Here is a 22,650-nt window from a genome sequence, read left to right as displayed (position 1 = left end):
GGTTGGGGGGTGTGCGACAGTGAGGGATCGCCGCCTGCGTTCTCGCGCCGGGACGTTACCGCCTGGTGACGTTGTGTCACCTGGAGAATGCGGGAACGTCACCCCTATGGGGCATGTGCGCCCCGCCCGCGCCACGGCCATTCGGGCGACGGCGCCGGAGTGCACGCCCGAGCGCGGCGGTTGAGGTGCGGAATGCGCCATCGAGTGGTCATGCGATGACCGAGGGTTATGGATATGGCCATGCCATTACGCCGGGATCACCCGATGATCACTGGGAGATTACGATGAAAGGGGTGGGTCGAATGCGGTAATTAATGGGTGAATTCGGACATATGGCAGCGTGTCAATGAGACGTGAATCTCCATATGTTTCCCGTCGGAATCACTCGGGCAAGTCACGCCCGGTAACAAATGCGGGATACAACTTTTCCGAGGGGACTCGGGAAAGGCGTTCGACCCCGGACGTGCGCCGCTGCCGTGACGTTTCTGCGTCGGCCGTACTCCCGCATCCAGCAGCCCGCGGCGCCGGCGCCCTCATCACGGCGGTGCTCCGGCCCGGAACCGGTATCAACGGTTCCGTTCCTCCGCGGCCCGAACAACGAGGTATCCGTGTCCAGACTCCGGGCCGAAGGCCTGTACAAGATTTTCGGCCGTCGAGCCGACGACGCGCTCGACCGGCTGCGTGCCGGCGCAAGCCGGGACGACGTACGAGGGGGCACCACCGTCCCCGCCGTCATCGACGTCTCCTTCGAGGTCGCCGAAGGCGAGATCTTCGTCGTGATGGGCCTGTCCGGCTCCGGCAAATCGACCCTGCTGAGGATGCTCAACGGTCTCCTGGACGCCACCGCCGGCGCCGTCTACATCGACGACCGGGACCTGACCTCGTTGCCCGCCAGGGAGTTGCGCGACGTGCGCGCCCGGCGCATCAGCATGGTCTTCCAGCACTTCGCGCTGTTCCCGCACCGCACGGTGCTGGAGAACGCCGGCTACGGCCTGTCGGTCCAGGGGGTGCCGGCCGCCGAGCGCGACCGGCGGGCCCGGGAGGCGCTTGCCCTGGTCGGCCTGGCCGGCTGGGAGGAGTCCGCGCCGAGCGAGTTGTCCGGCGGCATGCAGCAGCGGGTCGGCCTGGCCCGCGCGCTCGCCACCGACGCCGACATCCTGCTGATGGACGAGTCGTTCAGCGCGCTCGACCCGCTGATCCGCCGCGAGATGCAGGACCAACTGCTGGAACTCCAGGAGAAGTTGCGCAAGACCATCGTGTTCATCACGCACGACCTCAACGAGGCGATGCGGCTCGGTGATCGCATCGCGGTGATGCGCGACGGCCGGGTGGTGCAGATCGGCACCGCCGAGGACATCCTGACCGACCCTGCCAACGATTACGTGGCGTCCTTCGTCGCGGACGTGGACCGCACCCGGGTGTTGACCGCGGGCTCCATCATGGAGGACTCGCGCGCCACGGTGACCAGCGGAGAAGGGCCCCGCGTCGCGATGCGCACGATGCGCGAGGCGCAGACCACGGCGGCCTTCGTGGTGGACACGCGCGAGAACGGCCGCCGGCTGCTCGGCGCGGTCACCGACGCGGCCGTCACCGAGGCGGCGCGGACCGGTGAGCGCACCGTCCGGCCGGACCCTGGTCTCGACGTGGTCACGGTGACACCGCAGACGCCGGTGGCCGAGTTGTTCGCGCCGTGCGCGGAGAGCAGGCTGCCGCTCGCGGTGGTGGACGAGGGCATGCGACTGGTGGGCGTGGTGCCCCGGGTCAGCCTGTTGGCCGCGCTCGGCAACACCGCCGGGGGGTCGGGCGAGGCCGACGGCGGCACGCTCGGGGTCACCGACACCGGGAGCGTGAAGATGCTGGTGCCCGCGGGCCCGGAGGGGAAGTTGGTGCCGGTCGGATCGGGAGAGAAGTTGCTCCCGACCGGCACGGGCGGTACGGCCGGCGCGGACGGTGTGACCGGTTCCGGCGCGGCGACGCCGGTCGACTCGGTCGAGGTGCGGATACCGGCGCCGGCGGCGGAGTCGGTCGTGGAGCGGCTCGGGGCCGAGGGCGAGGTGCGCGACGATGCCTAGGATCCATCTGGGCGACTGGGCCGAGAGCCTGGTCGACTTCATGCGCGACCACTTCTCCTGGTTGTTCGACTTCATCAGGAGCGTGGTCGGCGGCGCGGTCACCCACCTGGCCGACTGGCTGACGGATTCGCCGCTGCCGGTCGTGGTGGTGCTGTTCGCGCTGATCGGCTGGGCCGTGCGCGGGCCGGTGTTCGCGCTGGTCGCGGCGGCGGGGTTCCTGCTGATCGACGGCCTGGACATGTGGAAGCCGGCCATGTCCACGCTGGCCCTGGTGCTGGTCTCGGCGGCGATCGCACTGCTGGTCGCCATCCCGTTGGGCATCTTGACCGCGCGCAGTCGTGCGGTCGGCGCGGTGTTGCGGCCGGTGCTCGACTTCATGCAGACGATGCCTGCGTTCGTGTACCTGATCCCGGCGATCACGTTCTTCGGCATCGGTGAGGTGCCGGGCGTCGTGGCCACCGTGGTCTTCGCGCTGCCGCCCGGGGTGCGGATGACCGAATTGGGCATCCGCAGCGTCGACGCCGAAATGGTCGAGGCGGCCGAGGCGTTCGGCACGAGCGAGTGGCGGATCCTCAAGGACGTGCAGTTCCCGCTCGCGTTGCCGACCATCATGGCCGGGGTCAACCAGGTCATCATGTTGTCGCTGTCGATGGTGGTCACCGCCGGCATCGTCGGCGCGGGCGGCCTGGGCAGCGAGGTGTTCGGCGCGTTGTCGAACAACAACGTGGGCCTGGGCGTCGAGGCCGGCGTCGCGGTGGTCGTGCTCGCGATCTACCTGGACCGTACGGTCGGTGCGGCCGGACAGCGGGCCGAGGCGCGGGCCAAGCGCGCCAAGGCCGTGCGCGGCGCCGAGGGCTTCACGCCGAAGTGGCTGCTCGACTGGCGTCCGCGCCCGGTCGTGGCGGTCGGCGGCGTGGTGACCGTCGCGCTGGTCGCGGGGCTGCTCGGCGGCTTCGGCCTCGGTGCCTCCGACGGTGGTCGCAAGAAGATCACGGTCGGCTGGATCCCGTGGGAGGAGGATGTCGTGGTCACCAACATGTACAAGCAGCTGTTGGAGAAGCGCGGCTACGACGTCACGATGAAGCAGCTCGACGTGGGCCCGCTGTTCCAGGGCCTGGCGCGCGGCGACATCGACCTGTTCCTGGACGCGTGGTTGCCCACGCTGCACAAGAAGTACCTGGACGAGTACGGGTCCAAGCTCGAGGAGATCGGGCGCTGGTACAACAACGTGGACGTGCAGCTCGCGATCCCGAAGAACCTGCCGTACGAGTCGGTCGAGGATCTCAAGGGCCACGAGCAGGAGTTCGGCGGCCGGATCGTCGGGATCGAGCCGGGCGCGAACATCATGGATCTGACCGAGAAGAAGCTGATCCCGGAGTACGGGCTCGACTTCGACCTGGTCAAGAGCAGCACACCCGCGATGATCGCGGAGCTGGACCGGCAGATGGCGGCCGGCAAGCCGATCGTGGTGACGATGTGGCGTCCGCACTGGGCGTACACGAAGTACGACATCAAGCCGCTGGCCGACCCGAAGCAGTCGTACGGCGCGCCGGGGTGGATCAGCTCGATCGGCCGCAAGGGCTTCGCGAAGGACTTCCCCGACGTCAACACGTGGGTGAAGAACCTGAAGCTGGACGACTCGGTGCTCGGTCCGCTGGAGAAGAAGGTCTTCGTCGACTACGCGGGCAAGCCGAACGCGGCGGCCGAGGGCGTGAAGGCGTACCTGAAGGAAAACCCGGACGTGGAGAAGAAGTTCCTCAGCGAACTGCCGCCTGCGGGCGGCACATCCGGGACGGGTGGCACCGACGAGCCGAAGCGCGACGGCGGCAGTGACGGGCGGAGCGCCCAACCGCAGTCGCTGCCGGCGGCAACGCGGGAGCGGGCGGAGGTGTCCTGACCGCCGGTCACCCACGTGGGTGACGCGGTCGGCTGACGGCACCGCTCGGGGAGGGCGTCGCGCGAGGTTCGCGGCGCCCTCCTTCGCGCTGCCGGCGCGCGTCGGGTCAGGAGCGGAACTCCCAGCTCTCCTCGGGGGGCTTGGGGTGGATCGGATCGCACCGGAGGCCCCACTTCGAGGCGCCGTCGGCGAAAGCGCGGAAGAACTGTTCGGTGGGTTGGCCCAGGGTTCGGCCCGGGGGGTCCTCGCCGTTGTGGCGACTGAGTTGGTAGGCCACCTTGTGACCGTCGCACATGCCGAGGACCTTGCCCTCGACGGTGCCCGCGAGTTGCGCGTCGTTGGCGATGCCGCCGGTGGGCAGCCGCTCGGAGAGGATGGCGCGTTCGCCCGGGGCCTCGGCGCCGGGGGCGAGGTAGCCGTGCACGATCGCGAAGGAGAGCACCCGCCGGTTGTCCAGGAACAGATCGCAGCCCTGGATCGCACCGGGTCCCTCCGGCGTCGCGGCGGCCGTCCAGCGCGCGCGCTGATCGCCGGCCGCCTGGGGACCGAGCGCGGCGGGGTCGAGCATGCCGCAGACGGGGGCGTCGGTGATCGGCTTGGGTTCGCTCGCGGGCTTGATCCTGTCCGGCCGGGGGGCCGGGTCCGACTCGCAGCCGGCCGCCTTGGCCACGCCGTTGGCCAGGTCCACCGCGAGGTCGGCCAACTGCTGTCGCTGGTCCGGCTGGTTCGGCGTGCCGGCCGGGGCGAGGGTGCGGGCCCGGACCAGCATCGGGACCGGGTTCTCGACGTTTTGCACCTTGCAGTTCTGCACCAGCCAGGCGTCGTCCGCACCGGCCATGCCGTACAGCTTGTTGTCGCCGTTGCCCAGCGGCGCCGACCCCGTGGTGGTCAGCCCCGGCAACTGCACCCGCTCGGCGCCGGCCATGTTGAACAGGTACGCCGAGCCGACGAACGAGCGCTCGCCCGCCGTCACCTGGCAGCGCAGCACGGGGTAGTGCGGCAGCGGCTGATGGTCCTTGCCGGTGAACGCGGGCGCCGCCGGGAGCAGCGCGGTGACCGCCGAGGTGGGCAGCAGACCTGCGCAGACCGTGTCGCCGACGGGCGTAGTGGTCTCCGACCCCGTGGGCGTGATCGCGGAGGGTTCGGCGGAGGGGGAGGCGGAGCTCGAACAGCCGGCCACGAGTACGCCGGCGGTCAACAGGCTCGCCACGTGTACGGCCGGACGCAGCCTGGAGCGAAGCATGCGGCCCAGGATATCCGGCGGCTCAGCGCCGGTTGGCCCTCACCCACCACCCGGTCAACATGCCCACGGCGAACGTCCCGACCAGGACGATCCACAGCGGCGCCGCCAGCGTCGGGATCCAGAATCGGATGCTCACCGAGCCGGTGTTGGCCAGCACGAACCAGACGCTCAGGACGACGATGACCGCGATGCCGATCGTGCGGTACGAGACACCGCCGATATTGCCGCCCGAAGTGCCCGATTGAGGGGTCTTTGCCATGGCGCAGATCCTATTCGCGTAGTCGCTCGGTCACTGTGAGGCGCGCCGACTTGACCATCTCTTGAAAGTTGCTTGCAGCAACAAAGATTGCTATGGTTGTACCAAGCAACGAGTGTCGGGGGTGGGGAAGCCGCGTCCGGGCGCAGAGCATCCGCAGTAGAAGGGGTAGGTATGAGCAACGCACCGGCCGCAGCATCGGCCGCGCAGACATCGGCGGAGCCGATGTCCCACCGGCAGATCATGGAGGCCCTGTCGGGGCTGCTCCTGGGCATGTTCGTGGCCATCCTGTCGTCCACGATCGTGTCCAACGCCCTGCCGCGGATCATCTCCGACCTGCACGGCAGCCAGACCTCCTACACCTGGGTGGTCACCGCGACGCTGCTCGCGATGACCGCGACCACCCCGATCTGGGGCAAGCTCGCCGACCTGACCAGCAAGAAGCTGCTGGTCCAGCTCGCGCTGGTGATCTATGTGGCGGGCTCCGCGTTGGCCGGCCTGTCGCAGAACACGAGCATGCTGATCGGCTGTCGGGTCATCCAGGGCGTCGGCGTCGGCGGTCTCACCGCCCTGGCGCAGGTGATCATGGCCGCGATGATCTCGCCGCGCGAGCGGGGCCGCTACAGCGGCTACCTCGGCGCCACCTTCGCGCTGGCCACCGTCGGCGGGCCGCTGATCGGCGGCGTGATCGTGGACACCCCGTGGCTGGGCTGGCGCTGGTGCTTCTACGTCGGCGTGCCGTTCGCGGTGGCCGCGATCGTCATCCTGCAGAAGACCCTGAAGCTGCCGGTGGTCAAGCGTGAGGTCAGCATCGACTACCTGGGTGCGACGCTGATCAGCGCCGGTGTGTCGGTGCTGCTCGTGTGGGTCTCGCTGGCGGGCAAGAACTACGCCTGGGTCTCGTGGCAGACCGCGGCCATGGTGCTCGGCTCGCTGCTGCTGATCGCGCTGGCCATCCGGGTCGAGGGTCGGGCGGCGGAGCCGATCATCCCGCTGTGGTTGTTCAAGCAGCGCACCATCGTGCTGGCCGTGCTCGGAAGCCTCGCGGTGGGTCTGGCGATGATGGGCGCGTCGGTCTTCCTCAGCCAGTACTTCCAGATCGCCCGCGGCAAGTCGCCGACCGTGTCCGGCCTGATGACGCTGCCGATGATCGGCGGCCTGGTGATCGCCTCGACGGTGGTCGGCAAGCTGATCACCGCGACCGGGTTCTGGAAGCGCTACCTGGTGATGGGCGGCGTCTCGCTGACCATCGGGCTGACCCTGATGAGCACCACCCGCGCGGACACGAACCTGTGGGTGCTCGGGGTGTACATGTTCCTGCTCGGCATGGGCATCGGCGCGCTCCAGCAGAACCTGGTGCTCGCGGTGCAGAACGCGGTGCCGGTGCACCAGTTGGGCGCGGCCAGTTCGGTCGTCGCGTTCTTCCGCAGCCTGGGTGGTGCGGTCGGCGTCTCGGCGCTCGGCGCGGTGATGGCGACCAAGGTCACGGGCTACCTCTCCGATGCGGGGCTGAAGTCGGGCGCCGGCGGCGGAGGCGGGATCCCGAACGTGCACCACTTGCGGGAGCCGGCGCGCGGCATCGTGGAGAACTCCTACGGCCACGCGGTGGGCGACATCTTCCTGTTCGCCGCGCCGTTCGGCCTGCTCGCGCTGATCGTGGTGCTGCTGATCAAGGAGGTCCCGCTGCAGACGGGCCAGGCGGTCGTGGTGGCCAAGGCCGATCAGCGGGCGCCGGGGGCGGAGACGGTGCCGGCGCAGGGCCGCGAGCCGGTACGCATCGACAAGGTCGAGGCGCGCACGCCGTAGTCCGACCACACACGACGCGAGGGCGGCCCCGATCGGGACCGCCCTCGTGGTGTGTGTGGGGCCGGGCTCAGTACTGGTAGAAGCCGCGCCCGGTCTTCTTGCCGAGCAGCCCCGCGTCGACCATGCGCAGCAGCAGCGGCGGGGAGCTGTAGAGCTGCTCCTTGAACTCGTCGTAGAGGCTGTCCGCGACCGCCTTGATCGTGTCCAGGCCGATCAGGTCGGTCAGCCGCAGCGGGCCCATCGGGTGCGCGCAGCCGAGCACCATGCCGTTGTCGATGTCCTCGGCCGAGGCGAAGCCGGACTCGAACATCCGGATCGCGGAGAGCAGATACGGCACCAGGAGCGAGTTGACCACGAAGCCGGCGCGGTCCTGCGAGCGGATCACCGTCTTGCCCAGCACCTCGGACGCGAACGCCTCGGCGCGCGCCGCCGTGCTCTCGTCGGTGAGCAGCGAGGGCACCAGCTCGACCAGCTTTTGCACCGGCACGGGGTTGAAGAAGTGGATCCCGACGACCTGCTGCGGCCGGGACGTGGCCATGCCCAGCTTCATGATCGGGATCGAGGACGTATTGGACGCCAGGATCGCGTCCTCGCGCGTCACGACCTTGTCCAAGGTGGCGAAGATCTGCGTCTTGACCTCCTCGATCTCGGCCACCGCCTCGATCACCAGGTCCCGATCGGCGAACTCGCCCAGATCGGTGGTGTAGGTCACCCGCGCCAGCGCGGCGTCACGATCGGCCTCGGCGAGCTTGCCCGCCTTCACCCCACGATCGATCGACTTGGTCACCCGCGCGCGCCCGGCCTCGGCCGCCGCCGCGTTGGTCTCCGCCACCAGCACGTCGAGCCCGGCCTTCGCACACACCTCGACGATCCCGGACCCCATCAGCCCGGCCCCGACCACCCCTACGCGCCGTACATCGCTCACCACGTACTCCTCGCTCCACGACTCACTACCGTCTTCACCTCCCCGCATCCTCTCAGGTGCCGTTCGGCGCGCGTCGACGCGCCGCACGCGAGGTCCGGTGGGTGCGGCGACGGTTCGGTTCGGGCGGTCGGTCAGTGCGGGGCGGCGTCCATGTCGGGCAATGGGTAGGGGAATTTGGCGCTTACCGCGCCGTCGACGGTGAGGACCTGGCCGCTGAGGTAGCGGGACAGGTCGGTGGTGAGGAAGAGCAGGGGGCCGGCTATGTCGGCGGGGAGGGCCACGTCGTTGAGGGGGGCGTTGGCGGTGTTGGCCTTGCGGCCCGGTTCGCCCAGGTAGGCGGAGACCCTTGGGGTCCAGACGACGCCTGGGGCCACCGCGTTGACGCGGACGCCGTGTGGGCCCAGTTCGACGGCGGCGGAGCGGACCAGGGAGATCAGGCCCGCCTTGGCGGCGCCGTAGGCCGCGTGCATCGGGGCGCCGGTGAGGCCGGACACCGAGGCGACGAAGGTGATCGCGCCGCCGCCGTGCGCGGCCAGGTGCGCGCCGCCCAGTTGCAGGGCGAGCAGGGCGTGGCGCAGCACCACGTCCTGGTGCCAGGTCCAGTCCTCGTCGGTGATCGAGAGCAGGTCGGCGTAGCGGCTCATGCCGATGATGTCGACGATCGCGTGGGCCCGGCCCAGGCGCGCCTCGACGTCGGCCCACAGGCGCGTGGCGTCGGCGCGGGAGGTCGCGTCGCCGGACCAGGCGATGCCGTCGATCTCGCCGGCGATGTCGTCGGCCAGGTCCGGGTCGCGGTCCACGGCGAACACCCGGGCCCCGCACTGGGCGAGCGCGTGTGCGGTCTGCCGGCCGATGCCCTGGCCCGCTCCGAGCAGCACGACGCCGCGCCCGTCGAGCCGGAGTCGGGCCGGGTAGTCGGGGACCTCGGAGTCGTCGGTTCGGGTCATGGCGCCGACGCTAGGCAGGACCTGACGCAGTGTCAATCATCGTTCCGGGCCTGCGTGATGCCAAAACTGACGGTCTGTCAATCGAGCTCCGGGCGTGGCAGTGTACAAATGGTTGACCCAGGCAATCAAAAGGGGAGTGCGGTATGGGCGAGCACATGGGCCACGGCGTCAAGCAGCGGGACCGGGTCCGGATGACGGACGAGGAGGTCGCCGCGTTCCTGGCGGGGCGGCACTCGATGACGATGTCCACGCTCAACGCCGACGGCAGCATCCACTCGATCGGCATGTGGTACGGCTTCCTGGAGGGCGACGTCGCCCTGGAGAGCAAGGCCCGCGCGCAGAAGGTGCTGAACGTGCGCCGCAATCCGACGATCACCTGCCTGGTCGAGGCCGGCGAGTACTACGAGGAGCTGCGCGGCGTGTCCATCGTCGGCAGGGCCGAGGTGGTCGAGGAGCCGGAGCGGATCTGGGAGCTGGGGGTGAGCGTGTTCAGTCGCTACGCGGCGCCGTACACCGAGGAACTGCGCCCGGCCGTGGAGATGATGCTGAACAAGCGGGTGGTGATCAAGGTCGTCCCGGACCGGATCGTCTCCTGGGACCACCGCAAGCTGGGCCTGCCGTCCACCCGCCCGAGCTGAACCCCGGCGCACCCGCGCCCACCCGCCACGCACCGCCGGCCGGCCGGCCGCGCGGATCTGGCCACCCAGGATCCGGTCAGGTAGCCTGTCTGCTTACTTGATCGAGACAAGTATTGGTGAGGGAGTACACAGTGCCGATCGGATTCGCCACCGAGCATCAGGCGTTCGCGGAATCGGTAGCCGGTTTCGTCGCTCGCCACGCCTCGATCGAGAGCACCCGCCGCGCCGCCGAGCACCTGTCCGCCGGCGCGCTGCCGGACTGCTGGACCGCGCTGGTCGGCCAGGGCCTGACCGCCGTGCACCTGCCCGAGGAGTACGGCGGCGCGGGCGCCGGGCTGCTCGAACTGGCCGTCGCCGTCGAGGAGACCGGCCGCGGCCTGCTGCCCGGCCCGTACCTGCCCAGCGTGCTCACCAGCGCCGTGCTGACCCGCCACGCCGGCCCCGAACCGGCCAAGGCGCTGCTGCCCGCGTTCGCCGAGGGCGCCCGCGGCGCGGTCGCCGTCGTACCGGGCCTGACCGCGCGCGCCACCAAGGTCGGCTGGGAGATCCACGGCGCCGTCGAGCCGGTCCCGGGCGCGATCGGCGCGACCTACCTGCTGCTCGGCGCCCGCACCGACGCCGACCCGGCGCGGGCCGAGGAGATCTGGTTCGTGGCCGAGCCCGGCGCGGCCGTCGAGGTCACCGCGCTCGGCCCGCTCGACCTGGCCCGCGGCGTGGCCCGGGTGCGCGCGAACGGCCTGGAGATCACCGCGTCCCGGGTCCTGCCCGGCGTCACCACCGCCCGGGTGCGCGAACTCGCCGCCGTGCTGGCCGCCGCCGAGGCCGTCGGGGTGGCCCGCTGGTGCTTCGAGACCGCGCTGGCCTACGTCAAGATCCGCGAGCAGTTCGGCGTCGCGGTCGGTTCGTTCCAGGCGATCAAGCACAAGGCCGCCACCGTGTTCACCCGGCTCGAACTCGCGGGCGCCGCCGCCTGGGACGCGGCCCGGGCCGCCGACGACACCGCCCCGGACGCCGACGAACAACTGGCCCTGGCCGCCGCCGAGGCCGCCGTGCTCTGCCTGCCCCTCGCCCGCGAGGTGGCGCTCGACTGCATCACCATGCTCGGCGGCATCGGCTTCACCTGGGAACACGACATCCACCTGTACTGGCGCCGGGCGATCTTCCTCGGCCAGTGGCTCGGCCCGGCGGGGGAGTGGACCGCACGGCTCGGCCGCGCCGCGCTCGCGGGCGGCCCCACCCGGCGCTTCGACCTCGAACTCGACGAGGGCGACACGGGCGCCTTCCGGGCCGAGGTGGCGGCGAACCTGGCGGCGGCGCACGTGCTGCCCGAGCCCGCCCGCCGGCAGCGCCTCGCCGAACTCGGCTACGTCTCGCCGCACTACCCCAGGCCCTACGGGATCGCCGCCGACCCGGCCCAACAGGTGGTCATCCAGCAGGAGTTCGCCCGCATCGGGCTGACCCCGCCGAGCACCATCATCGGCGAGTTCGCGCTGCCCACGATCATGGCGCACGGCACCGAGGCGCAGCGCGACGCGTACGTGCCGGCCACCCTGCGCGGCGACATCGTCTGGTGCCAGCTGTTCAGCGAACCGGGCGCCGGCTCCGATCTCGCGGCGCTGGCCACCCGCGCCACCAAGGTCGACGGCGGCTGGCGGCTGAACGGCCAGAAGGTGTGGAACTCCAAGGCGCACGAGGCGCACTTCGGCATCTGCCTGGCCCGGACCGACCCGGACGCGGCCAAGCACAAGGGCATCACGTACTTCGTGGTGGACATGGCCACGCCCGGGATCGACGTGCGGCCGCTCAAACAGGCCAACGGCCGGTCCGAGTTCAACGAGGTCTACCTGGACGACGTGTTCGTCCCCGACGACCAGGTGGTCGGCGAGGTGAACGGCGGCTGGCGGATCGCCCGCACGACGCTGGCCAACGAGCGGGTGATGATCGCCGGCGGTCCGGGCATGCAGGCCTTCGGCAAGCTGGTCGCCGACCTCGCGGGACAAGCCCCCGCCGCCGACGACCCCGCGCTGCTCGCCCGGCTCGGCGCCTTCGCGGCGGAGAACTTCGCGCTGCGCGCCCTCACCCTGCGCTCGACCCTCCAGCGCCTGTCCGGGCTCAACCCGGGCGCCGCCTCCAGCGTGCTCAAGCTCGCGGTCACCGAGCACCAGCGGGCCGTGGTCACCGCGCGCCTGGAGCGGTTCGGCCCCGGCGGCACACACTTTGACGGCCCCGCCGGCGAACCGCTCACCGACTACCTCTCGCTGCCTGCGGTCCTGCTCGGCGGCGGCACCCGGGAGATCCAGCTCAACGTCGTCGCCGAACGCATCCTGGGCCTGCCCCGGGGGTGAACCCGGCGACCGCCCGGGTCCTCGACCCCGCGTCCCGCGACGACAGACAGCGTCCACGGCCGGCAAGGTCCACGGCCAACCAGGTTCACGGCTATCAGGGAGACCACGTGCACATCGCCTACACACCCGAGCAGGAGGACCTGCGACGGGAACTGCGCGAATACTTCGCGCGGATCATGACGCCCGAGATCCGGGCCGAGCAGGCCGCGGGCGAGACCAGCCTGATGGGCAAGGACGGCGCGTACTGCCGCGTCGTCAAGCGCATGGGCGAGGACGGCTGGCTGGGCATCGGCTGGCCCAAGGAGTACGGCGGTCAGGACCGCACCATGCTCGAACAGTTGATCTTCACCGACGAGGCGACCCTGGCCGGCGCCGCGGTGCCGTTCCTGACCATCAACACGGTCGGCCCGACCCTGATGGAGTACGGCACGCAGGAGCAGCGCGACTTCTTCCTGCCGAAGATCCTCGCCGGCGACATGCACTTCTCGATCGGCTACTCCGAGCCGGGCGCCGGCACCGACCTCGCCGCGCTGACCACCAAGGCGGTCCGCGACGGCGACGACTGGATCATCAACGGGCAGAAGATGTGGACCTCGCTGATCCACGTCGCCGACTACGTGTGGCTGGCCGCGCGTACCGACCCGGACGCGCCCCGGCACAAGGGGCTGACCATGTTCCTGGTGCCCACCGACGCCGAGGGTTTCTCCTGGACCCCGATCAAGACCATGGGCGGCCAGACCACCTCGCAGACCTTCTACGAGAACGTCCGGGTGCCCGCGTCGGCCATGGTCGGCGAACTCAACGGCGGCTGGAAGCTGATCACCGGGCAGCTCAACCGCGAGCGGGTGGCGCTGTGTTCGGCCGCGGGCATCCAGCTCGCGCTGCACGAGACCCGGCGCTGGGCCGAGCGGGCGGTGTTGCCGGACGGCTCGCGCGTGATCGACCGGGAGCACGTCCAGGCCAACCTCGGCCGGGTGCACGCCAAGGTGGAGTTCCTCAAGCTGGTCAACTGGAAGATCGCCTGGGCGGTCGACCACGGTGCCAAGGTCGGCCCGTCGGATGCCTCGGCGACCAAGATCTTCGGTACCGAATTCGCCACCGAGGCCTACCGGTTGCTGATGGAGTGCCTGGGCGAGGACGCCTACCTCCAGCAGGACTCGCCGGGCGCGGTGTTGCGCGGCCGGCTGGAGAAGATGCACCGCACGGCGCTCATCCTCACCTTCGGTGGCGGCACCAACGAGGTACAGCGCGACATGATCGCGATGCTGGGCCTCGGGCTGCCCCGGCCGCCGCGCTGACCCGCCGTCACCACGCTGACAAGGACAGGTGAAATGGACTTCGGTTACACGGAAGAACAGCAGGACCTGGTGGGCCTGGCGGGGCGAATCCTCGGCGAGCGGGTCACCCACGAGGCGCTGACCGCGCTGGACAAGCGGGTCGAGCAGGACGGCGCGCCGCGCCTGGACCGCGAGTTGTGGGCGGAGCTGGCCAAGGCCAACCTGCTCGGGATCGGCCTGCCGGAGGAGTTCGGCGGCTCCGGCTACGGCGTGTTCGAGCAGTGTCTGATCCTGGAACAGATCGGCCGCACGCTCGCACCGGTGCCGTTCGGGCCCTCGATCATGGTCGCCGCGTCGCTGCTGAGTCGGATGGGCACCGACGAGCAGAAGGCGGCCTGGCTGCCGGGCGCGGTGGACGGTTCGCGGATCCTGACCTACGCGCTCGCCGAGCCGTACGGCCGGGACGGCGCCGCGCCCGCGACGAAGGCGGTGTGCACGGACGGGGTCTGGCACCTCGACGGGGTCAAGACCGGGGTGCCGGCGGCGACCGTCGCCGACCTGATCCTGGTGTCCGCGGACCTCGGCGACGGCCACGCGGGGGTGTTCCTGGTCGACCCGAAGGCGCCCGGCGTGCGGATCGAGGCCCAGCTGACCACGGCCAAGGAGATCGCGGGCCTGGTCACCCTGGAGCGGGCCGTCGGCACCGTGCTCGGCGGCCCCGACGCGGCGGTGAACCTGCGCGAGCTGGCCACACTCGCGTTGTGCGCGACGCAGCTCGGGGTGACCGAGAAGGCGATGCGCGAAACCGCGAAGTACGCGAGCGAGCGGGTCCAGTTCAAGCGGCCGATCGGCTCCTTCCAGGCGGTGGGGCACCGGCTCGCCGACGCGTACATCGACGTCGAGGCGATCCGGCTGACCACGTGGCAGGCGGCCTGGCAGGTGGCCGAGGGCCTGGATCCCGCCGAGGCGATCGCGACCGCGAAGTTCTGGGCGGCCGACGGCGGCCACCGCGTCGCGCACGCCGCGGTGCATGTGCACGGCGGGATGGGCGTGGCCGAGGAGCACTTCGTGCACCGCTACTTCAACCACGCCAAGCAGCTCGAACTCTCCCTCGGCGGCGCCACCGAGCAGGCGCTGCGGATCGGCGCCGGCTTCGCGGCCACGCCGGCGGGGGAGTTCGCCTGACCGGCTCGACCGAGTCCACCCCAGGTGCGGTCGCGCCGGCGCCGCACCCCGTGATTCCCGGATCTTCTGGAGACGAACAGACATGAGCGAACCGCACGCCCTGGTCGAGCGGGACGGCCCCGTCCTGGTCATCACGATGAACCGCCCCGAGGCCCGCAACGCGGTCACCGGCGAGATGGTCGAGATCCTGGAGGCCGCCTGGGACGAGGTGAACGACAACCCCGAGATCCGGGTGGCCATCCTCACCGGCGCCGGCGGCGCGTTCTGCGCGGGCGCCGACCTGAAGGCGATGAGCCGGCGTGCGCCCGGCGACGCGTTCAAGGGCGGCGAGGGCAGGCCGGCCATGGACATGTCCGTGATGAAGTGGTGTCTCAAGGGCTTCACCCTCACCAAGCCGTTGATCGCCGCCATCGAGGGCCCGGCCATCGCGGGCGGCACCGAGATCCTCCAGGCCACGGACATCCGGGTGGCCGGCGAGTCGGCCCGCTTCGGGGTTTCCGAGGTGCGCTGGGGTCTTTTCCCGCTCGGTGGGTCGGCGGTGCGCCTGCGCCGGCAGATTCCGTACACTGTCGCCGCCGACCTGCTGTTGACGGGCCGCCACATCAAGGCGCCCGAAGCCAAGGAGCTCGGTCTGATCGGGCATGTCGTACCCGATGGCGGCGCGTTGGAGAAGGCGAAGGAGATCGCCCACCAGATCGCCGCCAACGGTCCGCTCGCCGTTCAGGCGGTCCTGCGCGTTCTGCGTGAAACCGACCAGTTGACCGAGGAAGATGCGTTCAAGCTGGAGTCGCAGATCGGAATGCGGGTATTCATGAGCGACGACGCCAAGATCGGTCCGCGAGCCTTCGCGGAGAAGAAGACCCCGGAGTTCAAGGGCACGTGATGTGCCATCGGAAAACTTCGGTATGAAACGGGCCCGCCGGGTCAGGGACGGCAATCCCCCGGCGGGTCCTCATCATCTCGACGCGTGTGCGGTCACGCGGGTTGCGTCGATCGATCGGAAAATTTCGGCGATGTCGCGGCCGGACGCCGCGAGCGCACCTCGCGGGCAAGTTCGATCGAGGCCGGCAGGGCGAGCACGACCCAGAGGGTGATCATCAGCGTGCCGGTGGTCAGCGACGCGCACGACCAGCCGGTCAGGGCCGCGAACAGCCAGAACGCCGCGATACCAGTACCACCGCCAGCCGCGCCGACCACAGCAGCGCGACCGCGGCGAGCACCGCCGAGGCCGGACGCAGGTAGTTGAACCCCTTGAAGCCGTCCGGTCGGGCGCTCAGCCACGCGGCCGCGAGCATCGCCCCGCCCGCGACGGCGAGCAGGCCGTCGGCGCCGAGCCGGAAGCGGACCGCCCAGGGGCCGCCGGAGCGTTGCGGTGCGGAGCCGACGGACGGCGGGAGACCGGGCCGCCACGGCGGCGGGCCGAAGTCGTACGGGGGTGGCGGGCCCGGGTCGGGCGGCCGGACCCGAGTCGGCGACGGCGGCGACACCGGGACCGGCGGCGGGTGGCCCGTGCCGGTGGTCGCGACCGGATCGGGGGTTCGACCGGGCTGCCGGTCGGCGTTCGGGGCTTGGACAGGTGCTGGTGCATCACCGCGAACGGCGAATCGGCCAGGAACGGCGGCCGGCCGGTGAGCAGTTCGTAGACGAGCGCGCCGAGCGAGTACAGGTCGGTGCGGGCGTCGACGTCGCGCCCCTCGATCTGCTCCGGGGACAGGTACGCGGGAGTGCCCACGGTCATCCCGGTCGCGGTCAGCCGGGTGGTGGTCTCGGCGAGCACCTTGGCGATGCCGAAGTCGAGCACCTTCACCCCGCCCGTCGAGGTGAGCATGATGTTGGCGGGTCAGGTCGCGGTGCACCACGCCGTGGCCGTGACTGTGCACGAGCGCGTCGGCGACGTCGTGTGCGATCGAGACGGTGCGGCCGATCGGCAGCGGGCCCTCGCGCAGGGCCTCGGCCGGCGTGCGACCGTCGACGAACTCCATCACCAGGAAGGGGATCGGCTCGGCGCCGGTGGTGTCCTCGCCGACGTCGTACAGCGTCGCGACGCCCGGGTGGGACAACCCGGCGACGGTGCGGCCCAGTTCGCGGTCCACGCCGCGCCAGACCACGCCCATCCCGCCGTGCCCGACCGACTCCAGCAATTCGTATCTGCCACCCAGAACGCGCATGTCTCCCCCCGGAGTTCGGTCGTGGGTCGGGCGTGGCCGCGCAAGTGTGGAGCAACCGGCTGTTCGGGGACATACGCCGGGCCTTCGTGGCGGGAAAGTACCGCCGTGCGGGCAGGTTCCGACAGTGCTTTGCCGGATGATGGCGCGGCTATTCTTTTGATCGAGTCAAGGGTAAGTTGGCCCGACCCTGCTTCCGACCGGATGGGATCCCTGCCTCGGCCCCGGATCCCCGGCGTCGGGAGCATCCGTACATCCGCCGTGGGAGCCGACCATGACGCCCGTCAGCCCGTCGTTCAACCTCGCCGACCTGTTCGAGATCGTGGTGGACGCAATCCCCGACCGCACCGCGATGATCGCGGGCGAGGTACGCCTGACATACCGTCAACTGGACGAGCGGGCCAACCGGGTCGCGCACCACCTGCTCGGGGCCGGGATCGAGCCCGGGGACTTCGTCGGGATCCACGCGTGGAACCGCGCGGAGTGGGTCGAGGCGATGATCGGCTGCCACAAGGCGCGGGCGGTGCCGATCAACATCAACTACCGCTACGTCGAGGCCGAGCTGCGCTACCTGTACGAGAACTCGGGCATGGTCGCGGTGATCGCCGAGCGCTCGTTCGCCGGCGCGACCGCGGCGATCCGGGCCGACTTCCCGACGCTGCGGCACGTGGTGATCCTGGAGGACGGCTCGACCGAGCCGGCCGAGGACACCGTGGGCTACGAGGACGCGCTCGCCGCGGCCTCGCCCGCGCGTGGCTTCGGCGCGCGCAGCGACGACGACCTGTACGGGCTGTACACCGGCGGCACCACCGGGATGCCCAAGTGTGTGTTGTGGCGCGGCGAGGACATCTTCTTCGCCGCCCTCCAGGCCGGACGCGGCGCCCGGCCGAAGCTGCGCACGCCGGGCGAACTCGCGGAGACGGTGCGCGAGTCGGCCGGTATGACCACGCTCGGCCTGGCGCCGATGATGCACGGCGGCGGGCAGTGGTCGATGTGGAACACCTTCTACATGGGCAACACGTTCCTGATGTGGACCGGGCGCGCCTTCGAGGCGGACGCGGTGATGGCGCTGGCGTCGCGGGAGAAGGCGCTGTCGATGGCCGTGGTCGGTGACGGCATGGGCCGGCCCCTCGCGGACTGGCTGGCGGCCAACCCCGACACCTACGACCTGTCCGCGCTCAAGGCGATCAGCAACGGCGGGGCGCCGATGAGCGCGGCGGTGCGGAACGCGCTCGAACAGGCCGGGATGTTCGTGATCGACAGCTTCGGCGCGTCGGAGACCGGCGCCGCCATGCGGCAGACCGGCGCGCCGGGCGCGGCCACCCGGTTCGCCTCCTCGGAGACCACGACGGTCCTGGACGATCGCCTGGTGCCGGTCGAGCCGGGCTCGGGCGACGTGGGCCGACTGGCCGTCGGCGGGCACATCCCGCTCGGGTATCACGGCGACGACGAGAAGACGCGCGCCACGTTCGTGCGGGACGCGAACGGGCGGCGGTGGGTGTTGCCTGGCGACTACGCGCAGTTGGACAAGGACGGCAGCATCCTGCTGCTCGGGCGGGGCAGCGCGACCATCAACACCGGTGGCGAGAAGGTGTACCCGGACGAGGTCGAGGACGCGCTGAAGTCGCACGCGGACGTGTTCGACGCGGTCGTGGTCGGTGTCCCCGACCCGCGCTTCGGCCAGGCGGTCACCGCGCTCGTGGTGCTGCGCGAGGGCGCCGACCCGGGGGCGGAGGCGATCACCGCGCACGCCCGGACCCGGATCGCGGGCTACAAGACGCCCAAGCGCATCCACTTCGTCGAGTCGATCCCGCGCACGGCGGCGGGCAAGGTGGACCTGCGGGCGGCCAAGGCGCGGGCGGAGGAGCTGTCGGAGTCGGCGCGGCCGAGCAGCTGAGGGCGGCGGCGTCGTCGGGGTCGGGGTCGGGTCGGTTCAGCCGAGCACCTGGGTGAGGGTGTGGATCAGCAGGCCGACCAGCGCGCCGACGACGGTGCCGTTGATCCGGATGAACTGGAGGTCGCGGCCGACGTTGATCTCGATCTTGCGGCTGGTCTCCTGGGGATCCCAGGCGCCGACGGTGTCGGTGATCAGCGCGGTGATCTCGTCGCGGTAGGTGGTCACCACGTAGGCGGCGGCCTGCTCGATCCAGCGGTCGGCCTTGCCGCGCACGCGCGGGTCCTCGGCGAGCCGGGTCGCCAGCGAGCGGATCGCGTCGGTGGCCCGGTTGCGCAGCGCGCTGTCGGGGTCCTCGGTGGCCTCGACGAGCATCGCGCGCGCGGCGCCCCACACCGACGCGATCAGGTCCTGCACGGCCGGGTGCGCGATGGTGCGGTCGCGCAGGCGCTCTATCTGGGCGATCATCGCCGGGTCGTGCTGGAGGTCGCGGGCCACGTCGGCGAGGAAGGTGTCCACGGCGAGTCGGGCCGTGTGCTCCGGGTCGTCGCGCACCGCGCCCGCGAAGCGCACGAGTTCGCGGTGCACCTTGTTGGCGATCTGCCGGTCCAGGAAACGCGGGGACCAGCCGGGGGACTCCTCGCTGACCACGCGCAGTACGGCCTCGCGATGCGTCTCCAGCCAGTCGTGCGCCTTGGTCGCCACCAGGTCGACCAGGCCGTGGTGGGCGCCGTCGCGCACGAGCCGGTCGAGCAGTTCGCCGATCGGCTGGGCGACGGCCTGGGCGGAGATCCGACGGGTGATCGCCTGGCCGAACACGTTCTGCACGTCCTCGTCGCGCAGCACGGTCAGCGCGGCGCGGGCCAGCGCGCCCAGCTGCTCGGTGACCCGTTCGGCGTGCCCGGGGGCGGCCAGCCAGGTGCCGGCGCGTCGGGAGACGTCCATGCGGGCCAGGCGTTGCCGCACCACCGCGTCGGAGAGGAAGTTCTCGCCGACGAACTCGCCGAGGTTGCGCCCGAGGGCGTCCTTGCGGGTCGGGATGATCGCGGTGTGCGGGATCGGCAACCCGAGCGGGCGCCGAAACAGCGCGGTCACCGCGAACCAGTCGGCCATCGCGCCGACCATCCCGGCCTCCGCCGCCGCCTGGACGTACCCGGCCCACGCCCCGGCTCCCCGAGCCTCGGCCCACCGCGCCAGCACGAACAACACCACGGCGAACACCAAAAAGCCGGTGGCGATCACCTTCATCCGCCGCACCCCACGCAACTTCTCCACCTCGGCGGCGGTGCGACCGGCGCCACCGACGGGTCGAGAACGTGGGGCAGGGGCCACGGGTTCGGCCAGATCTTCCATAAGGGTCATTGTGATGATCTGCCCACCCGAAAAGCCGCCACGACACCACCCAGCCAGGTGGCCCTCCTCACGCCCCCCGACAAGATCCCCACCCGACGAACGTGTCACTCCGGCACATATAAGCCACATGTTATATTCGACGCGTGTCATGGGAGATTCGCCTTCTCGAACCTGTGGAGAGCTGGTTCCTGAAGCTGTGCGAGACCGATGCGGATTCGGCGGCCCTCATCGTGGAGGCCATCGACCTGTTGGCGCAGCGTGGGCCGACGCTGGGCCGTCCGCTCGTAGACACGTTGCGGGGCAGTCGTCTGCCGAACCTCAAGGAGTTGCGCCCGGCTTCCCGGCGGCGCACCGAGATTCGCATACTGTTTGTTTTCGATCCCGATCGGCAGGCGATCTTCCTCGTGGCCGGCGACAAGGCCGGTCAGTGGTCACGGTGGTACGAGGAAGCGATTCCGCTCGCGGAGGCTCGGTATCAGGAGTACCGCGAGGAGCAGAAGGAGCAGCGATCATGAGTCCCGCACGGCGCTGGCAGGACATCAAGGCCGATGCCCACCGTGTCAATCCGGAGTTGGCCGACCCCGGGGCGCAGTCGCGGGCCCGAGCGGAACTGGACGCCTATGTCGTCGGCTTCCACCTGAAGGAGCTCCGCAAGTCCCTGGGGCGGACGCAGGCCGAGGTGGCGGCGATCCTCGGGGTTTCCCAGGCGCGCGTGTCCCAGATCGAGACCGGTGATCTCGACGCCATGGAACTGGAGACGTTGCGCTCGTACGCGGCCGCGTTGGGCGGGCGGCTCGACGTCACCGTCAGCATCGGCGACATGTCGTTTCGAGTGGCCTGAATGACGACGACAGCCCTGTCGGGATCGGTCGGTCTCAGGGGGTTCGGGGTGGGCGGGCGGGGGTGGTGAGGATGCCGTTGAGGAGGACTTGCACCGCCCAGGCGTCGCGTTCGTCGCCGGAGCCTTCGGTGAGGGTGGGGCGCATGGCGACCAGGTGGGGGTATTCGGTCGCGGACAGGCGGGCGAAGGTTTCGTTCATCTCGGCCACCGCGCTCTCCTCGGTTTGGCCCTGTTCGCCCTTGGCGGCGTAGGCGGACTCTTCCGTCGCGGCGGCGGTGATGTACAGGTTGATCAGGTCCAGGGCGAGCGAGCGGGTGAGGTCGTCGATCTCCGCGCCGGCCAGCAGGGCCAGGATCGTGTCGGCGAGGGCCAGTGCGTTGGGGCCGGTCGGGACGTCGCCCAGGGCCACCGACGCGATGCCGCGCCGGTTGCCGAGGACGGTGACGGCGTTGCCGATCAGCGCGGTCAGCTCCGCCCGCCAGTGCGGCACCGGCGCGCCGACCGGACCGACGGCGGGCAGCGGGATCTCGCCCACCACCCGGTCGTAGACCAGCGCCAGTAGTTCGTCCCGGTTCGCCACATAGACGTACAGCGACGCCGCGCCCGTGTCGAGCGCCTGGGCGACCCGCCGCATGGTCACCGCCTCCAGCCCGTCCGCGTCCAGGATCGCGAGCGCGGCGGACACGAGCGCGTCGGCGCTGAGCGCGGCCTTGGCCGGGCGGGTGCGGCGGCTGACCGGGGCGGCGGGGGCGGACCGTCGAGGTGCGCCGGGAGGGTTCGACATGGTCCGAGCATAACGCCTTGACGGAACACTGTTCGGAACGTACGTTGTTCGTGACGAACACCGTTCGTTCGCAGTGCGCGGCCCTCGGCCGATGCGCCACAGCGGCCCCACGCATACGCAAGGACATCGATCACCATGACCACCCTCGTCACCGGCGCTCGCGGCAGTGTTGCCCGCGGCGTCGTCACCCGCCTCCTCGCCGCCGGCCGCGACGTGCGGATCGCGAGCAGCGACCCGACCGCCCTCGATCCGCTCCCCGGCGTCCAAGCCGTCCGGCTGTCGCTGCGCGAGCCCGGCGCCGACGCCGCCGCCGCGCTGCGCGACGTGCACAACGTCTTCCTCTACGCCGAGGCCGCCGGCATCGCCGACTTCCTGGCGGCCGCGCGCACCGCAGGGGTCCGGCACATCGTGCTGCTGTCCTCGGCCGCCGCCGCCGCACCCGACCCCGCCGTCAACCCGCTCGCCGCGAGCCACCACGCGGTCGAGGTCGCCGTCGCCGAATCCGGCCTCCCGTACACGGTGTTGCGCCCCGGCGCGTTCGCCGGCAACACGATCGGCTGGAAGTACCAGATCCTCGGCGCCGGCAGCATCCAACTCCCGTACCCCGGCGCCCAGCTGGCCCCGATCCACGAGGACGACATCGCCGACGTCGCCGCCGCCGTGCTGCTCGCCGGCGACCGCCTCGGCGAGACGATCGACCTCAACGGCCCCGAATCGATGTCCTTCGCCGAGCAGATCGCGATCCTGTCCGATGTCCTCGGCCACACGCTCCCGTTCGCCGAGGTGAGCCGCGAGGAGGCGCTGGCGGGCCTGACCCGGCACATGAACGAGGGCTACGCCAACGCCCTTCTCGACCTGTGGCAGCACGCCGTCGACCCCGAGCCCGTCTCCGGCGCCACCGAGGCGATCACCGGCCGGCCCGGGCGCAGCTTCCGCACCTGGGTGCTGGACCACCGCGAGGACTTCGCCGAACTGGCCGCCCCACGCGGGTAAGTCGCCTGCGCAGAGCCCGACATGGGTAC

At 70.8% G+C, this 22,650-nt stretch carries 20 protein-coding genes; 12 read left to right on the top strand and 8 right to left on the bottom strand.

Features of this window, described 5'->3' with window-relative positions; genetic code table 11:
• Positions 1-608: 608 nt before the first annotated feature.
• The gene (locus ACMXN5_RS07310) at positions 609-2,072 is read left to right on the top strand and encodes a quaternary amine ABC transporter ATP-binding protein (RefSeq protein ID WP_439674567.1); all 1,464 of its coding nucleotides are present in this window, start codon (positions 609-611) and stop codon (positions 2,070-2,072) included.
• A complete protein-coding gene (locus ACMXN5_RS07305; protein WP_439674566.1) occupies positions 2,065-3,969 on the top strand; it encodes an ABC transporter permease/substrate binding protein in 1,905 nt (634 codons plus the stop codon). Before ACMXN5_RS07310 ends, ACMXN5_RS07305 begins: the two co-directional genes overlap by 8 nt.
• A 106-nt stretch (positions 3,970-4,075) precedes the next feature.
• On the opposite strand, the gene ACMXN5_RS07300 is transcribed toward ACMXN5_RS07305, so the two are convergent.
• Positions 4,076-5,212 (bottom strand): hypothetical protein, encoded by a 1,137-nt coding sequence (locus ACMXN5_RS07300; RefSeq protein WP_439674565.1) that lies wholly within the window; start codon positions 5,210-5,212, stop codon positions 4,076-4,078.
• 22 nt (positions 5,213-5,234) lie between these two features.
• Entirely contained in the window at positions 5,235-5,471 is a 237-nt protein-coding gene (locus tag ACMXN5_RS07295) for a LapA family protein (RefSeq protein ID WP_380008432.1), read from the bottom strand.
• A gap of 171 nt (positions 5,472-5,642) precedes the next feature.
• On the opposite strand from ACMXN5_RS07295, the gene ACMXN5_RS07290 reads away from it, so the two are divergent.
• Entirely contained in the window at positions 5,643-7,274 is a 1,632-nt protein-coding gene (locus ACMXN5_RS07290) for an MDR family MFS transporter (RefSeq protein ID WP_439674564.1), read from the top strand.
• A 67-nt stretch (positions 7,275-7,341) separates the two neighbouring features.
• Here the strand turns inward: ACMXN5_RS07290 and ACMXN5_RS07285 are convergent, their stop codons facing one another.
• On the bottom strand, positions 7,342-8,199 hold the full coding sequence (locus ACMXN5_RS07285; protein ID WP_380008426.1) for a 3-hydroxybutyryl-CoA dehydrogenase: 858 nt from the start codon (positions 8,197-8,199) through the stop codon (positions 7,342-7,344).
• Positions 8,200-8,330: 131 nt separating this feature from the next.
• Entirely contained in the window at positions 8,331-9,146 is an 816-nt protein-coding gene (locus ACMXN5_RS07280; RefSeq protein WP_439674563.1) for an SDR family NAD(P)-dependent oxidoreductase, read from the bottom strand.
• 143 nt (positions 9,147-9,289) lie between these two features.
• Between ACMXN5_RS07280 and ACMXN5_RS07275 the strand changes: the two genes are divergently transcribed.
• The 5 genes from ACMXN5_RS07275 (at position 9,290) to ACMXN5_RS07255 (ending at position 15,474) form a co-directional block, all read left to right on the top strand.
• Positions 9,290-9,784 (top strand): pyridoxamine 5'-phosphate oxidase family protein, encoded by a 495-nt coding sequence (locus ACMXN5_RS07275; RefSeq protein ID WP_395785660.1) that lies wholly within the window; start codon positions 9,290-9,292, stop codon positions 9,782-9,784.
• Positions 9,785-9,915: 131 nt separating this feature from the next.
• A complete protein-coding gene (locus ACMXN5_RS07270; protein ID WP_439674562.1) occupies positions 9,916-12,129 on the top strand; it encodes an acyl-CoA dehydrogenase in 2,214 nt (737 codons plus the stop codon).
• A 107-nt stretch (positions 12,130-12,236) separates the two neighbouring features.
• A complete protein-coding gene (locus ACMXN5_RS07265) occupies positions 12,237-13,427 on the top strand; it encodes an acyl-CoA dehydrogenase family protein (protein ID WP_380040234.1) in 1,191 nt (396 codons plus the stop codon).
• 33 nt (positions 13,428-13,460) lie between these two features.
• Complete coding sequence (locus ACMXN5_RS07260; RefSeq protein ID WP_439674561.1) at positions 13,461-14,591, top strand: acyl-CoA dehydrogenase family protein; 1,131 nt, start codon at positions 13,461-13,463, stop codon at positions 14,589-14,591.
• Positions 14,592-14,673: 82 nt separating this feature from the next.
• Positions 14,674-15,474 carry a crotonase/enoyl-CoA hydratase family protein gene (locus tag ACMXN5_RS07255; protein ID WP_439674560.1) on the top strand — a complete coding sequence of 267 codons (801 nt, stop codon included), beginning with the start codon at positions 14,674-14,676 and terminating at the stop codon, positions 15,472-15,474.
• A gap of 92 nt (positions 15,475-15,566) precedes the next feature.
• Here ACMXN5_RS07255 and ACMXN5_RS07250 read toward each other — a convergent pair whose 3' ends face one another.
• Both ACMXN5_RS07250 and ACMXN5_RS07245 read right to left on the bottom strand, forming a co-directional pair.
• The gene (locus ACMXN5_RS07250) at positions 15,567-15,788 is read right to left on the bottom strand and encodes a hypothetical protein (protein ID WP_439674559.1); all 222 of its coding nucleotides are present in this window, start codon (positions 15,786-15,788) and stop codon (positions 15,567-15,569) included.
• Positions 15,789-15,864: 76 nt separating this feature from the next.
• Positions 15,865-16,419 (bottom strand): protein kinase domain-containing protein, encoded by a 555-nt coding sequence (locus ACMXN5_RS07245; RefSeq protein ID WP_439674558.1) that lies wholly within the window; start codon positions 16,417-16,419, stop codon positions 15,865-15,867.
• Between the two features lie 611 nt (positions 16,420-17,030).
• Between ACMXN5_RS07245 and ACMXN5_RS07240 the strand changes: the two genes are divergently transcribed.
• On the top strand, positions 17,031-18,653 hold the full coding sequence (locus ACMXN5_RS07240; RefSeq protein ID WP_439674557.1) for an acyl-CoA synthetase: 1,623 nt from the start codon (positions 17,031-17,033) through the stop codon (positions 18,651-18,653).
• A gap of 36 nt (positions 18,654-18,689) precedes the next feature.
• On the opposite strand, the gene ACMXN5_RS07235 is transcribed toward ACMXN5_RS07240, so the two are convergent.
• Complete coding sequence (locus ACMXN5_RS07235; protein WP_439674556.1) at positions 18,690-20,003, bottom strand: DUF445 domain-containing protein; 1,314 nt, start codon at positions 20,001-20,003, stop codon at positions 18,690-18,692.
• Positions 20,004-20,146: 143 nt separating this feature from the next.
• On the opposite strand from ACMXN5_RS07235, the gene ACMXN5_RS07230 reads away from it, so the two are divergent.
• Positions 20,147-20,518: a type II toxin-antitoxin system RelE/ParE family toxin gene (locus ACMXN5_RS07230; RefSeq protein WP_439674555.1), complete on the top strand. Its 372-nt coding sequence runs from the start codon at positions 20,147-20,149 to the stop codon at positions 20,516-20,518.
• Positions 20,515-20,844, top strand: coding sequence for a helix-turn-helix domain-containing protein (locus ACMXN5_RS07225; protein WP_439674554.1), 330 nt, complete (start codon positions 20,515-20,517; stop codon positions 20,842-20,844). The genes ACMXN5_RS07230 and ACMXN5_RS07225 overlap by 4 nt, the downstream gene beginning before the upstream one ends.
• Before the next feature lie 34 nt (positions 20,845-20,878).
• Here ACMXN5_RS07225 and ACMXN5_RS07220 read toward each other — a convergent pair whose 3' ends face one another.
• Positions 20,879-21,628, bottom strand: coding sequence for a TetR/AcrR family transcriptional regulator (locus tag ACMXN5_RS07220; RefSeq protein WP_439674553.1), 750 nt, complete (start codon positions 21,626-21,628; stop codon positions 20,879-20,881).
• A gap of 135 nt (positions 21,629-21,763) precedes the next feature.
• Here ACMXN5_RS07220 and ACMXN5_RS07215 point away from each other — a divergent pair, with 135 nt between their 5' ends.
• Positions 21,764-22,621 (top strand): NAD(P)H-binding protein, encoded by an 858-nt coding sequence (locus tag ACMXN5_RS07215; protein ID WP_439674552.1) that lies wholly within the window; start codon positions 21,764-21,766, stop codon positions 22,619-22,621.
• Positions 22,622-22,650: the final 29 nt, after the last annotated feature.

It is taken from the genome of Embleya australiensis, from assembly GCF_051903075.1.
Taxonomy (GTDB): domain Bacteria; phylum Actinomycetota; class Actinomycetes; order Streptomycetales; family Streptomycetaceae; genus Embleya.
This window is presented reverse-complemented; position numbering and strand designations above follow the sequence as displayed.